The organism is Pseudomonas fragi, assembly GCF_025426255.1.
Classification (GTDB): Bacteria; Pseudomonadota; Gammaproteobacteria; order Pseudomonadales; family Pseudomonadaceae; genus Aquipseudomonas; species Aquipseudomonas kulmbachensis.
Window position 1 is genome coordinate 3,488,131 of sequence record NZ_CP104861.1, and the last position, 14,304, is coordinate 3,502,434.

General features: G+C 56.4%; 13 protein-coding genes. All 13 read right to left on the reverse strand.

Annotated features, from left to right (window positions below):
* Positions 1 to 126 precede the first annotated feature (126 nt).
* Positions 127 to 867 (reverse strand): RNA polymerase sigma factor FliA, encoded by a 741-nt coding sequence (fliA, locus tag N7D90_RS16185; protein ID WP_261738953.1) that lies wholly within the window; start codon positions 865 to 867, stop codon positions 127 to 129.
* Entirely contained in the window at positions 867 to 1,694 is an 828-nt protein-coding gene (fleN, locus tag N7D90_RS16190) for a flagellar synthesis regulator FleN (protein ID WP_016781547.1), read from the reverse strand. Before fleN ends, fliA begins: the two co-directional genes overlap by 1 nt.
* Positions 1,695 to 1,813: 119 nt before the next feature.
* Positions 1,814 to 3,130, reverse strand: a complete 1,317-nt coding sequence (flhF, locus tag N7D90_RS16195) for a flagellar biosynthesis protein FlhF (RefSeq protein ID WP_261738954.1) — start codon at positions 3,128 to 3,130, stop codon at positions 1,814 to 1,816.
* An 11-nt stretch (positions 3,131 to 3,141) separates the two neighbouring features.
* The gene (flhA, locus tag N7D90_RS16200; protein ID WP_261742462.1) at positions 3,142 to 5,271 is read right to left on the reverse strand and encodes a flagellar biosynthesis protein FlhA; all 2,130 of its coding nucleotides are present in this window, start codon (positions 5,269 to 5,271) and stop codon (positions 3,142 to 3,144) included.
* Positions 5,272 to 5,539: 268 nt separating this feature from the next.
* Positions 5,540 to 6,070 (reverse strand): fimbrial protein, encoded by a 531-nt coding sequence (locus N7D90_RS16205; protein WP_261738955.1) that lies wholly within the window; start codon positions 6,068 to 6,070, stop codon positions 5,540 to 5,542.
* Between the two features lie 632 nt (positions 6,071 to 6,702).
* Entirely contained in the window at positions 6,703 to 7,182 is a 480-nt protein-coding gene (locus tag N7D90_RS16210; protein WP_261738956.1) for a fimbrial protein, read from the reverse strand.
* A 13-nt stretch (positions 7,183 to 7,195) separates the two neighbouring features.
* The gene (locus N7D90_RS16215; RefSeq protein ID WP_315968117.1) at positions 7,196 to 7,747 is read right to left on the reverse strand and encodes a fimbrial protein; all 552 of its coding nucleotides are present in this window, start codon (positions 7,745 to 7,747) and stop codon (positions 7,196 to 7,198) included.
* Complete coding sequence (locus N7D90_RS16220; protein ID WP_261738958.1) at positions 7,701 to 8,288, reverse strand: fimbrial protein; 588 nt, start codon at positions 8,286 to 8,288, stop codon at positions 7,701 to 7,703. The genes N7D90_RS16215 and N7D90_RS16220 overlap by 47 nt, the downstream gene beginning before the upstream one ends.
* Entirely contained in the window at positions 8,281 to 9,042 is a 762-nt protein-coding gene (locus N7D90_RS16225; RefSeq protein WP_261738959.1) for a fimbria/pilus periplasmic chaperone, read from the reverse strand. Before N7D90_RS16225 ends, N7D90_RS16220 begins: the two co-directional genes overlap by 8 nt.
* Positions 9,039 to 11,603, reverse strand: coding sequence for an outer membrane usher protein (locus N7D90_RS16230; RefSeq protein WP_261738960.1), 2,565 nt, complete (start codon positions 11,601 to 11,603; stop codon positions 9,039 to 9,041). Before N7D90_RS16230 ends, N7D90_RS16225 begins: the two co-directional genes overlap by 4 nt.
* On the reverse strand, positions 11,604 to 12,170 hold the full coding sequence (locus tag N7D90_RS16235) for a fimbrial protein (RefSeq protein ID WP_261738961.1): 567 nt from the start codon (positions 12,168 to 12,170) through the stop codon (positions 11,604 to 11,606).
* Positions 12,171 to 12,226: 56 nt separating this feature from the next.
* Positions 12,227 to 12,757 (reverse strand): fimbrial protein, encoded by a 531-nt coding sequence (locus tag N7D90_RS16240; protein WP_261738962.1) that lies wholly within the window; start codon positions 12,755 to 12,757, stop codon positions 12,227 to 12,229.
* A 404-nt stretch (positions 12,758 to 13,161) separates the two neighbouring features.
* Entirely contained in the window at positions 13,162 to 14,298 is a 1,137-nt protein-coding gene (flhB, locus tag N7D90_RS16245; RefSeq protein WP_261738963.1) for a flagellar biosynthesis protein FlhB, read from the reverse strand.
* Between the last annotated feature and the right edge of the window lie 6 nt (positions 14,299 to 14,304).

Genomic DNA, 14,304 nt, shown 5'->3' on the forward strand with positions numbered 1-14,304 from the left:
CAAAAACCGCCCAAATCGACTGTGGGAGCGGGCTTGCTCGCGATGCAGGCGGCGCGGTTTTTCTGATTCACCGTGTCGATCCCATCGCGAGCAAGCCCGCTCCCACAATAAGTGCACGTGTTCCCGTCAGTGCGCTCGCCACTGGCTCAGACGCGCACGCAGGCGTGCGGCGCACTGGCTGTGCAACTGGCTGACACGGGATTCACTGACCCCCAGCACTTCGCCGATTTCCTTGAGGTTCAACTCCTCGTCGTAGTACAGCGCCAACACCAGACGCTCGCGCTCGGGCAGATGGGCAATCGCATCGGCCAAGGCGGCCTGGAAGCGCTCGTCTTCCAGATCTCGCGATGGCTCCGTGTGGGCACTCACGCCATCTTCATGCAGCCCTTCGTGTTCGCCGTCCTGCAACAGGTCGTCAAAACTGAACAGGCGGCTGCCCAGGGTGTCATTCAAGATGGCGTAATAATCATCAAGGCTTAACTGGAGTTCGGCCGCAACTTCATGATCTTTAGCGTCACAACCGGTTTTTGCTTCAATTACCCGAATTGCATCACTGACCATGCGTGTATTGCGGTGCACCGAACGCGGCGCCCAGTCGCCCTTGCGCACTTCATCAAGCATCGCGCCACGGATACGGATGCCGGCGTAAGTCTCGAAACTCGCGCCCTTGCTCGCGTCGTATTTGCCCGATACTTCAAGCAGGCCGATCATCCCGGCCTGAATCAAGTCATCCACCTGCACGCTGGCAGGCAAACGCGCCAGCAAGTGATAGGCAATGCGCTTGACCAGAGGGGCGTAGCGCTCGATCAGCTCATACTGGGTGTCACGCGACGACTTGCTGTACATGCGATAACCGCTGGCCGTCATTAAAAACGCCCCCCTGCTTGCTGCACCAGACGCTCGACAAAGAACTCCAGGTGGCCCCTGGGGTTGGCGGGCAATGGCCAGGTATCAACTTTTTGCGCAATGGCCTTGAACGCCAGCGAGCACTTGGAGCGCGGGAACGCTTCGTAAACGGCGCGCTGCTTTTGTACGGCCTTGCGCACGCACTCGTCGTAAGGCACGGCACCCACATACTGCAGGGCTACATCCAGAAAACGGTCGGTAACCTTGGTCAGTTTGGCGAACAGATTGCGCCCTTCCTGGGGGCTTTGGGCCATATTGGCCAGTACGCGAAAGCGGTTCATCCCGTAATCGCGATTAAGCAGTTTGATCAGCGCATAGGCATCGGTGATCGACGTCGGCTCGTCGCACACCACCAGCAGCACTTCCTGGGCGGCGCGCACAAAGCTGACCACCGACTCGCCGATCCCGGCAGCGGTGTCGATCACCAGTACATCCAGGTTATCGCCAAGGTCGCTGAATGCCTGGATCAGGCCGGCATGCTGCGCCGGGCTCAGATGCACCATGCTCTGGGTGCCCGAAGCCGCCGGCACGATGCGAATTCCGCCGGGGCCTTGCAGCAATACGTCGCGCAGCTCGCAACGACCCTCGACCACATCGGCCAGGGTAAATTTGGGGGTCAAGCCCAGCAGGACATCGACATTTGCCAGCCCAAGGTCCGCGTCCATCAACAGAACGCGCCTGCCCAGCTCGGCCAATGCGATGGACAAGTTGACTGACACGTTAGTTTTACCGACGCCACCCTTGCCGCCGGTCACTGCGATCACCTGTACGGGATGCATGCTGCCCATGATCTTTCTTTACCTTGTCTTACTTAGACGCGGCTACATGCGTTGGCTGCTCGTTCCCCTGCGGAACAAAATTTTCAGACCATCCGATGTAGGTACATTGCAACGTAATCTTGACTGCCTCAGCCGACCCGTTTGGGAGGGCTGTGATAGATATCGGCAAACATGTCTGCCATAGCTTCTTCGCTGGGTTCTTCCTGCATCTGCACACTCACTGCGCGACTCACCAGTTGGTGCCGACGCGGCAAGTGAAGGTCGTCCGGAATCCGTGGGCCGTCAGTGAGATAAGCCACCGGCAGCGCATTGCTGATCGCCAGGCTCAACACCTCGCCCAGGCTTGCTGTCTCATCCAGCTTGGTCAGGATGCAACCCGCCAACCCGCAACGCTTGTAACTGAGGTACGCCGCCGTCAGCACCTGTTTCTGGCTGGTGGTGGCCAATACCAAATAATTTCGCGCCTTGATCCCGCGCCCGGCCAGGCTTTCAAGCTGCAAACGCAACGCCGGATCACTGGCCTGCAGGCCCGCGGTATCCACCAGCACCACGCGCTTGCGCACCAACGGCTCGAGGGTCTGGCCCAACGACTGGCCGGGAGCGACGTGGGTCACCGGTACATTGAGAATTCGGCCCAGGGTCTTGAGTTGCTCCTGAGCGCCAATTCGAAAGCTGTCCATGCTCACCAGAGCGATATTCTGCGCGCCGTACTTGAGTACATAACGCGCCGCCAGCTTGGCCAGCGTAGTGGTTTTACCCATCCCTGCAGGCCCGACCATCGCAATCACGCCGCCCTCTTCCAGCGGCTCCAGCTCCGGTGTAGCGATCATCCGCGCCAGGTGCGCCAGCAACATTCGCCAGGCCTGGCGCGGCTCTTCGATACCGGCCACTTGGGCCAGCAGATCACGCGACAGCGGCCCGGACAGGCCGATACGCTGCAAGCGGCGCCACAGATTGGCCTGCGCTGGCTTGGCATCCTGCAACTGGCTCCAGGCCAACGAGCCGAGCTGCACTTCAAGCAATTCACGCAAACCGTTCAGCTCATGACGCATATTGTCGAATGCGCGCTGATCAACCGTCGGTGCGACGGGCGCAGGCGCAGGGCGTGGCGGCTCTTCCAGCGTCGGCTCGATCAACGGCTCGGCGGCAGTCAGCGGCAAACCGGCAAACAGCTGACGGTTAACGCCCGCCTCGCCTTCGCCGCGCAGGCTCAACTCGGCCTGGGCCGAGACAATCCGCGACTGGGTCTTGCGCAGTTCTTCTTCGAGCTCAATGTTCGGGACACGGGGTGCCAGCGCGGACAGCTTGTAGTCCAGGGCCGCGGTCAACTCAACGCCCCCGGCGATCCGGCGGTTGCCAATAATGGCGGCGTCAGCCCCCAGCTCATCACGGATCAGCTTCATGGCCTGACGCATATCGGCGGCGAAAAATCGCTTCACTTGCATAAACCAAACCCTCAGCCGTTAGGGCCTACTGTCGCAACGATCGTGACCTGCTTGTTGTCAGGGATTTCCTGGTAAGCCAGCACATGCAGGTTGGGCACCGCCAGACGGCCGAAGCGCGAAAGCATTGCGCGTACCGGGCCTGCCACCAACAGGATCACTGGATTACCTTGCATTTCCTGACGCTGAGCAGCGTCGATCAACGAGCGCTGGAGTTTCTCTGCCATGCTTGGCTCCAGCAAAACGCCCTCTTCCTGGCCTTGTCCGGCCTTCTGCAAACTATTGAGCAATATTTGTTCCAACCTTGGCTCAAGGGTGATCACAGGCAGCTCAGACTCAACGCCTACAATACTTTGCACAATGGCGCGGGACAGGCCCACGCGCACAGCGGCAACCAAAGCGGCAGTATCTTGACTCTTATGGGCATTGTTCGCGACGGCTTCGGCAATGCTGCGGATATCGCGCACCGGCACCTGCTCAGCCAACAAGGCCTGCAACACTTTGAGTAACTGCGACAGGCTCAGCACGCCCGGCACCAGCTCCTCGGCCAGCTTGGGCGAAGACTTGGCCAGCAACTGCATCAACTGCTGCACTTCTTCATGCCCGATCAGCTCATGGGAGTGTTTGTACAAAATCTGGTTAAGGTGCGTCGCCACCACGGTGCTGGCATCCACTACGGTATAGCCCAGCGATTGCGCCTGGCTGCGCTGACTGACTTCAATCCACACCGCTTCCAGACCAAAGGCCGGGTCTTTGGTGGTAATCCCGTTCAGCGTGCCGAATACCTGCCCCGGATTGATCGCCATTTCGCGGTCCGGGTAGATCTCGGCCTCGGCCAGAATCACCCCCATCAGGGTCAAGCGATAGGCACTGGGGGCCAGGTCGAGGTTGTCGCGGATATGCACGGTCGGCATCAGAAAGCCCAAATCCTGGGACAACTTTTTACGCACCCCCTTGATCCGCGCCAATAACTGGCCACCTTGATTGCGGTCTACCAGCGGGATCAGCCGATAGCCGACTTCGAGCCCGATCATGTCGATGGGCGTCACGTCATCCCAACCCAGCTCCTTGGTCTCTTGCGCACGGGCAGGCGACGGCAGCAACTCTTGCTGGCGCTTGACCTCTTGCAGGGCCTGGACCTTGACCACGTTCTGTTTTTTCCACATCAGGTACGCCACGCCACCGGCAACGGCGGCCAGGCTCAGGAAGGAAAAGTGCGGCATGCCCGGCACAATCCCCATCACCGCCATCAAACCTGCCGACACCGCCAGCGCCTTGGGCGAGGCAAACATCTGGCGATTGATCTGCTTGCCCATGTCTTCGGAGCCCGAGGCACGGGTCACCATGATCGCGGCTGCGGTGGACAGCAGCAGGGATGGCAACTGCGCCACCAAACCGTCACCGATGGTCAGCAAGGCGTAAACCTTGCCCGCTTCGCTGAACGTCATGCCGTGCTGGAAGATACCCACCGCCATGCCGCCGATCAGGTTGATAAATAGAATCAACAGACCGGCGATTGCATCACCGCGTACGAATTTGCTGGCACCGTCCATCGAGCCGTAGAACTCGGCCTCTTGGGCGACTTCCTGACGGCGCAGCTTGGCCTGGTTCTGATCGATCAGCCCGGCGTTGAGGTCGGCGTCGATGGCCATTTGTTTGCCGGGCATGGCATCGAGGGTGAAACGTGCGCTGACCTCGGAAATGCGCCCGGCACCTTTGGTCACCACCACGAAGTTGATGATCATCAAAATCGCAAAAACCACGATACCGACCACGTAGTTGCCGCCGATCACCACCTCACCGAAGGCTTGAATCACCTTGCCTGCCGCCGCGTGCCCTTCCTGACCGTGGAGCATCACCACCCGGGTCGAAGCCACGTTGAGCGCCAGCCGCATCAGGGTGGCGACCAGCAAAATGGTGGGGAACACCGCAAAATCCAGGGGCCGCAGGGCGTAGACGCACACCAACAGCACCACAATCGACAGCGCAATATTGAAGGTAAAAAACACGTCCAGCAGGAACGCCGGGATTGGCAACATCATCATTGCCAGCATCACCAGCAACAACAACGGCACGCCCAATTGCCCTCGACCCAAACCGGCCAGACCGCTGCGTGCGGTGTTGATTAACTGAGAGCGATCCAAGGACATTGCGACAAACCTTTAGCAAACTTTTGACGCCATGTGCGCCGTAGAGCCTGCCACTGCAAGAACCCTTCCAACTTTGGCCAATGGCCATATCAGAATCAAAAGCCCGCCCTGATTCACCCAGTAGGTGCCTCTGAGGGAGCGAGCCTGCTCGCGAAGGCCATAAACCATAGCGCGCGTTTACTGATAATCGCGACGCTCTTGAGACCTTCGCGAGCAGGCTCGCTCCCACGGTGATGTCACAAGGCCTTAATCCTTCAAAAACTCAAGGCACGCTCATCACCAGCGTGCCACTCGCTGTGAAAGGCCCGGCGGCAGGGACGCTGCCGGGTTTGCGAAAAAGAGAAAACACGACCGTATCCCCCCCTGAACTGTTGGTGATACTAGTCGCGAAAGGAAGTCCTACAGGTACTCCACCATTATTACGCACCATCCTGACGGCAAGATCGGTATTACTGGTGGCAAGCCCCCCCAAGTTGAACAAAGCGCCACTACCCTGCAAAATGATGTGTATGGGCGTGGTAATACCGAGATCAGGGCATGAGTAATTAAGAGCGACAGCTCTACTATTGGTTGAATCATATGGCGATTCCGGGATCGCAACAGGATCCACCGAACCAAAGTCCACTTCAATGGGCTTGTCATCATTAATCGTGCAGGTTGACGGGTTCAAGTTGAGTGAGTTACGTGGATAAATAAAGATAGTCGTATCGAAAGACTTCGAGCCAAAATTATTAGTGAAATGCATGAACAAATTCACTCTAGCGATTTCTCCCGCCGACGACTGGATATTCATATAATTACCAGGCGTCCTGGTAATGTTTAAATATGGTCGCCCCCCCACACTCACATACGGCTCATTTCTGTGCGTCGCGAGTATAATATTGGACGCTACCGGTATTGGGTAATTAGTATCGTTAAACCTTAATCCGCCCGTGAGATGAACATACGGCCACGCCAAAACGACCCCCCTAGTGGTAAGTGGGGCGATTCTTAGAACGGGATTAGAACTAGTAGCCGAATTATGCCTGCAGTCCATCGCGTAATCCAGCAAAATCTTATCGGTGAGGCTAGTACTCGCTTTTACATCGACATATACATTAAATGAAAGTTTCTCCGCATCTGCCCAAGCGCTACCATTTACCCGACACTCTACTGCGCTGGCAATATGAGCCAGCATAAACAACATCAACCCAGTTAGATATCTCATATAAATCTCTTCAACATAAAATAGCACTACAAAATTTGCGCACCTTTAAAGGTAGCCCAACGTAAAAGTCGAAACGGCAGCAAAGTACCCGGGCACTATTGAATGATTGGTAATGGCCTGCGGCTCTGCTTTGACAACGACCTTAAAAGCAATCACATTGGCGCCATTACTCAATATCTGCCTATCACTGGCCGCATTCACTTGCTGAGACACCGTCCTCACTGGTAATCAGCCAGCAGTGTTGCCATGGCCGTAAACCCGCCTAGGCTCAGCGAGGAGCCCAACTTCTTGACCGGTACGGCTTCCAGCATCGGTGGCTCTGCAGGATTAATCAGCACCTGTGTGTTGAGTGCTAACGGCACTCCATCTTTCAGAAGTCTGACGCCAAGGTCGGTGACACTGGACTGCACGGCTGACGATTCAAAAGGCGTTGCCGTACCCGTCACCTTCAAGACCATTTCCCACGCCTGAGTGCCAGGGGAACAGGTAATGGTGTAATTCACCGGTTTGCGGTGGTTCACCCCATCGATAGTTCTGACGCCGATTTTCTCGAAGTCGATAACGATACTGGCACCGCTATTTATAGTGCAGGGCGGGGGTTCTATCAGGGTGCCCTCGAACGTCAGGTTGGCCATTGCATTGCCACCAAAGCCAATGGCACATACGGCAAAAAGCACAGATTGTTGCTTGAGTCTCATCAGTATCTGCCTCTTATCGCAGTGCTTGCACTAATGTAGCCGAGGCAGCGAATGACCCGCCCGTGAGGGTGCTGCCAGTTTTTTTTACGAGAACCGCCGTCACAACTGGCAAGGTGGGGTGCGTGAAATTCACGGTGGTATTGAGGGGCCAAGCTTCTCCCCCAACCATAAGCCTGATACCAAGATCACTTTTACTGGTACCCAGGACCTTAGCGTCAAACCCGGCGCCAGTTCCCCTTAATTCCAGGGTCATTGAATTGGTGGGTTGCTGCCCACATGTCAGGGTGTAAGGCACCGCTTTCTCGTAATTGACGCCGTTGATCCGGGTCGTCAGAAGCTCGCTCCCAAAAGATACATTCAGCGTGCCTGCTGCGTTGATAACGCAGGGTGGAGGCATGAGGACTACCCCCCTGATGCTCACACTGACGTCCGCCAAGGCACCTTGACCGCAGAGCAACAACAGGCTGCCCAAGGCGGTTACTGCCCGCCAATGTATTGACATGTTCATCGCTGCCCCCTTATTCATAGACGAGCCTGAAATCAACGGCCGCCTGAAAGGCGCCATTGCTCAGAGCAGCCGAAGTGCGCACTGGCCGCACGTGCCAGGTCAGGGTGTCGTTGCCGTGCTGCAGGAACAGAGGCTCGCCGCGATTGCCCAACGCCGCGTCCCGTCCAAGGGCATCGGTCAGCAGCAGTCCCATACCGGTAACCCCCTGCACTTTGACCAGCCGCGGATCATCCGCATCGGCTGGCGCCACAAAGGCTACCGACACCACAGGCTGAGAGGCACTCCATACCAGATTGCCCGTGCGCTCGCTCTGGAGGCTGCCCGACGCGCGCTGGCAATCGACAAAGCGCAATTGAAACGCCACGGGGGTTGCCTGATCGCCCGGGCGCTGCAATTGACTGCGAGCCACACTGCCCAGGTCTACATCCTGATAGGCCGAAGACATGTCCAGGGCACAGGGGGTGTTGTGCAGTGTGCCGGAGATATCCAGCATTCCACTCATGCCGTGGATCACCCCGGCCCGGGCCTGATGAATACTCGACACCAGTAGCAGGCAGCTCAGGGCCGTCACCGTGCAAGCCCGATGCGCGCTACTCATTGACCGAGGACGCAGCCACGTCCACCTTGCAAGTAGTGCCAGCACAGCTGAACACCAGAGTCGGACGACCACCGAAATCATTCACATAGGTCAGCCTTGGTTTAGTGCCGAGCGCAGCAACACTTCCCCCCAACTTCAATGAGCCTTTGGGCGACAGCATAAGGGGCTCGAAATCCGCGACGGTTTCCGTGTCCTTACTGCGACGGGCATCAATCAGCGTGACGTAGTACGGGGTGGGGTTGTTGACCTGGTAGTGATCACCGACACGGGTAAGGGTCAGTTCTTGCTGCCAGGGCTCAGACCGCTCTTGTCGGTTCTGAACTAATGCGGCAGGTCGGTAAAACAACTTGATGCGGGTCTGCAGGGCAATTTGCAGGCTGTTGGCCTTGTCACTGCGGGGCGGAATTTCCCGCAGGTTGAAGTAATACACCGACTCCCTATCCTGAGGGAGAGACTTGATTGCCGGTAACGACTGGACTTTTACCTGACTTTTTTTGCCCGGCTCCAGGCGCTGGACAGGCGGAAGCACGATCAACGGTGAAGTGATCTTGTTGCCTTGCTCATCTTCTACCCAGCCCTGGGCCAGATAAGGCAACTGGGTGTTGTTGTTGGTGATGTTCATGCTGACAGCCTCTTTGCTGCCATCAAACACGACTCGGGTGCGGTCAAGGCCAATGGCGGCATGGGCGTTGTTGATCAGGCACATGGCCACAAGGGCAGGAACCGAGAGTGCAAAGCTGAATTTCTTGATCATGAAGGTGTTATCTCTGTGTTAGTAATCCGGATCCGCGATGCAGATGCGGGTGCAGCGTTATCAGGCATCAGCATCTGGCAGCGCAGATCCAGGGTGGTGGCCAAGCCGTCGGCCGGTAAATTGACAGGCATTACCAGCGTGCAACGCTCTACACCACCCCAAGAGACAACCATCTTCTCCCCGGGCCGAATGCCGCTTAGATAGACACTGCCACCGTCATTGACGATGCCGGTTTCCTGCTGTTTTTCATTTTTCACCGTGCCACCAAACGGCGGCACGCTGCCATCGGGCAGAAGCAGCACTGCCATAGCTTTGTGGCCGGCAATCACATCCAGCGTGCGGTAACCAATGGCGCCTTCCGTCAGGGTCAACTGGGTCACGGACTGGGTCGCCTCAACATTTGCCGGCAAGTTTTCAAGGTCAACACTGGCCGCTGTGCGCAAGTAACTGTTGACGTCCGGAACCACAGCTTTGCCAAAGGCGTTACTGCTCGTTGTGCGGCCATAGCCGCGCACAGGTACCCCAGGCACACCGCTGGTATCGACCATCAATCGAGTGCCACCCACACCTGAGCTTCGATGCCCCGCCCCGCCGTATGGGGTCAGTGTGGCGCCGCCTCGTGCAGACATGCCGAGGCTGGTGTAGTTGTTTTCCTTCAGGCTGGCGCTCAGAGACAAATCCGCATGATCAGCGACATGGCTTAGATAACCACCGACAGAGGTGTTATCTGCACTCAGTTGATAGTGGCTGCGCTCACCTAACTGGTCACTGAAGCGCGCTGAATACATATTTTTATTGTGCGAACTGCTGGCGCTGGTGCTTAAGCTGCCAGATCTACCCAAGGGCATGCTGAGCGACAGAAACATGCCGGTATTATTATTTTGCGTACCCGTGCGCTGGTTTCGTTCCTGATTTCTAAACATGTTCAATGAGACATTCATGTTCTTGACCGACCCCATATTGAAAGAACGCGCCAGTGACAGGTTCCAGCGTTTACTGCTCGGGAGATCCCAAAAGGACTGATCGGTGTAGGTCACGTAAGCAGAGAGCCCGGCATCTCGAAAATGCTTGTTGAGCGTGGCGGTATAAAGCGATTTGCTGCCCCCCACAGGCTTGCCGTAGTGACGCGCATTCAGGTATTCGCTCATGCTCACGTAGTCTTTTTCAGAAAACCGGTATCCCGCAAAGGAGACTTGACTGTCGTATTCCTCAAATCGCTTCGAATAGCTCAGACGGTAGGAACTGCCGGACAGCGATTCGTCCTGCACAGTGGTGCGGGCTCGCGAAACATCGAATGACAGCGCACCAAAGGCCAACAGATCGCGCCCTACACCGAGTGATAACGCCGTGTAGTTGCTGTCGCTAAGGCCCCCTCCATAAAGCGACCAACCGTTACTCACCCCCCAGGAAAACTCCCCCGAGCCAAAGACGCTGCCCTGCCCTCCATCATGCAGGCCAGACGGCCGACCGCTGGCAAGCTTGTAGCGCACCGTACCGGGGCGAGTCAGGTAGGGAATGCTGGATGACTCGACCGTGAATGAATTGACAGTGCCATCTTGCTCTTCCACCCGCACATCGAGACTGCCGCTAACGGCATCATTGAGATCCTGAATGCGAAAAGGCCCCGCCGCGACCAAGGTTTCATACAACACCCGACCCTGCTGGCTGATGGTGACCTTGGCATTGGTTTTGGCAACACCCACGACCTCAGGCGCATAGCCTCGCAAGTTGGGAGGCAACTGGTTGTCATCGGAGCTGAGTGCGAAGCCGGTAAAACGAAAGCTGTCGAACAGGTCCGAGTACAGGTAGTTTTCCCCCACCATCAGGCGTGCCTGGATTGAAGGCAATGCCCGATATGCATAGAAACGGTTCCACTCGAGCCGTTGCTCACGACGGATGTTTTCGTCGTCGATACGACCTTGCCAGTCAGCCCGCAACCGCCAGGGCCCCGCATTGGCACCAAAAGTGCCGTTGCCACTCAGGTTGTTGCGGCTTACTGTGTTTCTCTGGCTGATCGACTGTGCCGTCAGGTTGTAGTCCAGCAGCAGGCCTGGCACCCCTTCGTCCCACCGGGAGGGTGGATCCCAGTTCTGCGCGCTGTACTCCAGGTACGCATGAGGGATGGAGATACGGAGCGTGGAGGTACTCAAATCGCCACTGACTTCCATCCCCGACAGACTGCTGCTGTCCAGGCACTCACCGCCTTTCCACCAAGTGAGCTGGGTCAGTTGATCTTTCTTCAAACCCAACTGCTCCACCAGTTCGGCAGACACACAGGCCTGGCTGCCTTTGGGATCATCGTCAGGGGGATAAAAGGCAATGCGCTGCTCAGGCTGCGACTGCGTGTTTATCTGTACCTGCATCAGGTAGGTGCCCGGCAAGATAAAGCCGCCGCGAGAGAACTGTGACAGGTCGATGTTGGTGCGATCGTTCAGATCAAGAATATCGGTATTGAACTGGATGTCCTCGGCGGCCCATACACCGCCTGCAATCGACATCAGCCCGGTACACAGCATCGCTCTGGCGACTGCGCAGTCCCGCAAGGTAAACAGCCCGTACATTTAAAAATACTCCAGCCGGAAACGCACCGCAGCTCGGTGAGAACCAACAGCCATTGGGCGGCCATTGCCGACCAGTTGAAGGGTGTAGCGCAGCTCTTGATCCTCTCCGGTAAGGGACGTCAGAGGCATCGACACTCCCGGCGTACTTTGCAGCCCTTGCATATCGGCAATACGCAGGGCCAGACCTGTTGAGGTACCGACAGTGGCAAACAGGCGCCCGCCACTGTCGGCCAGCCCTTCAAAGGTCACCCTGAGGTGCTGCCAATCAGGCAAATAAGTACCTGGCCGGGAAGGGTCAGGGCGAGTCAAAGAACACTTGACCAAACGCAATAAAAAAACATGAGGCTCACCCTCGCCCTGACGAATAAGTCGCCCCATGGACAAAGGATCCAATTCAATGACTTGATAGGCACTTTTTGCATCCAGCGCACACGCAGAATCAACAACTTCTCCAGCCAGCATTACACGGCCACTGCCCTGTTTATTCTGCGCGGACGAAGAACCAATAAAAAAATTCATACATATGAAGAGCACGCCAGCAACAGCGGGCTTGAAGAATGCTTTCACAGTTAGCTCCCGCCGTATTTGCCCTGCTGTCGAACGAACGACAACAGGGCAAAGGACTATTTGTATTCGAGGGCGAAGTTAGTCACGGAGGTGAACTCGCCAGGCGTAATAGCACCGGTCGCCTGACCTTTCAGATAGGCACCAAAAAGCATGGTGTTATCACCAGCCTGAATTGTCTGCACTTTGGTGGAGCTACCCAAAGTAACCGCGGTGCCAGTGCCATCAACTAACATAATGCCCGCCCCCTTGGCCGTACCAACAATACCCAATGCTCCGGGCACGGCTGCTGATTCGGCGCCCGTGAACTTGGCAGTCACTGTCTTATCAGTTAGGCCGGTCAAGGAGCAGCCACTAAGCTCAATCTGGAAGCTTTGAGGAGGGGCCATGCCCCCCGTTGCCAATTGCGACTTAGCCACCTGCCCCAGAGAAACTGTCTGGTCGGAACTGCCCGGATTGATGGAGCATGCAGAATCGAGAATCTCACCCTGGAACGTGATTTGGCCCGACCCTACACCCGCATTAACACCGGACGCAGAAACAGCCAACAAGACCATGGACGCCATGGCAGTTTTCATTGCAACACGCATTTAATTTCTCCCGTGCAAACGCACTTAAAACAATTACGAAACCAACAAGGCTTCTGTAGTTTTACCGACAAATAACATCATATTTTTTTGCAGCACTGGTGCAGCAGGAAAAGAAATTAACAGCGAAACAAAAAATAATATGTAGGGAATTTCTCAAGCGAACGACAGGAAAAACACAAGCGAATCCAACAAACCAGTAGTTACTACTGATAAGCAGCAAAAGATACAACTCATTAGTTTTTTTAAATTACGATCTTTTTATAATTTAAGATATATCTGAAATATATACTTTTAAAGTACTTATCAAAGCCCACTTTAAAAACACGTAACGAAAAGCGATCAGTTACTATTACAAACATAACTGACTCATTGGCAACAGCCCTTTTCATACACTTTAAGAACGCTTACTCATCACGCCTCAAATCCGCCGGAATCGGCAGATCCTTGAGCGGGTCCGGGCGTTTGCCCTGGCCCGCCTGGTGCTGGCGGATCTGGTACACGTAGGCCAGCACCTGGGCCACGGCCAGGTATAAGCCGGCCGGGATTTCCTGCTCCAGTTCCGTGGAGTGGTAAATCGAACGCGCCAGTGCCGGGGATTCAAGCAGCAGGATGTTGTGTTTGGCACCAATTTCGCGAATTTTCAGCGCCAAAAAGTCACTGCCCTTGGCCAGCAACATTGGCGCCCCGCCCTGCTCCGGGTCGTACTTGAGGGCCACGGCGTAGTGTGTCGGGTTGGTGATGATGACGTCAGCATCGGGGATCGCTGCCATCATCCGACGCTGGGACATATCGCGCTGCAACTGGCGAATCCGCTGTTTGACCTCGGGGCGGCCTTCCTGGTCTTTATGCTCATCGCGCACCTCCTGCTTGGTCATCAACAGCTTCTGATGGCTTTCCCACAGCTGCACCGGCACGTCCACCGCTGCAATCAGGATCAGCCCGCACGCCATCCACAAGGCACTCCAGGCAACCACTTGCAGGCTATGGATCACCGCCAGTTCCAGCGGCTCATGGGCGATACGCAGCAGGTCGTCGATGTCGGACTTCAACACCAGCAAGGCTACGATCAGGATGATAAAAAATTTGGCCAGCGCTTTAAGCAGTTCAATCAGGGCCTTGGCCGAGAACATGCGCTTGATCCCGGCGGCGGGGTTCATGCGGCTGAATTTTGGGGCCAGGCTGCCCGCAGCGAAGAGCCAACCGCCCAGAGAGATCGGCCCGACCAGGGCGGCAATGAGCAAGGTGATCAACACCGGCTGCAGGGCCAGCAGCGCAATCTTGCCCGAGTGCAGCAGGAAGATGCCCATGGAGTCAGGGTTGAGCAGTACGTCGCGGCTCAGGCTGAAGTTGTAGCGCATCAACTCCATCAGGTCCTGCGCCAGCGCGCCGCCGAAAATCAGCAAAGCCGCAGAGCCGGCCAACATGATGGCCAAGGTGTTCAGTTCTTTGGAACGTGCGATTTCGCCCTTTTCTCTGGAGTCTTTTTTTCGTTTCTCCGTGGGGTCTTCTGTTTTATCGGCACCGCTTTCGCTCTCTGCCATGACGGT

Bases quoted from the DNA above. Each gene is read 5' to 3' on its own strand.
- N7D90_RS16215 (WP_315968117.1), bottom strand. From the start codon at position 7,747: ATGGCGCCTTTCAGGCGGCCGTTGATTTCAGGCTCGTCTATGAATAAG.
- N7D90_RS16220 (WP_261738958.1), bottom strand. From the start codon at position 8,288: ATGAGTAGCGCGCATCGGGCTTGCACGGTGACGGCCCTGAGCTGCCTG.
- N7D90_RS16225 (WP_261738959.1), bottom strand. From the start codon at position 9,042: ATGATCAAGAAATTCAGCTTTGCACTCTCGGTTCCTGCCCTTGTGGCC.
- N7D90_RS16210 (WP_261738956.1), bottom strand. From the start codon at position 7,182: ATGAGACTCAAGCAACAATCTGTGCTTTTTGCCGTATGTGCCATTGGC.
- N7D90_RS16230 (WP_261738960.1), bottom strand. From the start codon at position 11,603: ATGTACGGGCTGTTTACCTTGCGGGACTGCGCAGTCGCCAGAGCGATG.
- N7D90_RS16205 (WP_261738955.1), bottom strand. From the start codon at position 6,070: ATGAATATCCAGTCGTCGGCGGGAGAAATCGCTAGAGTGAATTTGTTC.
- fliA (WP_261738953.1), bottom strand. From the start codon at position 867: ATGACGGCCAGCGGTTATCGCATGTACAGCAAGTCGTCGCGTGACACC.
- flhB (WP_261738963.1), bottom strand. From the start codon at position 14,298: ATGGCAGAGAGCGAAAGCGGTGCCGATAAAACAGAAGACCCCACGGAG.
- fleN (WP_016781547.1), bottom strand. From the start codon at position 1,694: ATGGGCAGCATGCATCCCGTACAGGTGATCGCAGTGACCGGCGGCAAG.
- flhF (WP_261738954.1), bottom strand. From the start codon at position 3,130: ATGCAAGTGAAGCGATTTTTCGCCGCCGATATGCGTCAGGCCATGAAG.
- N7D90_RS16240 (WP_261738962.1), bottom strand. From the start codon at position 12,757: ATGCGTGTTGCAATGAAAACTGCCATGGCGTCCATGGTCTTGTTGGCT.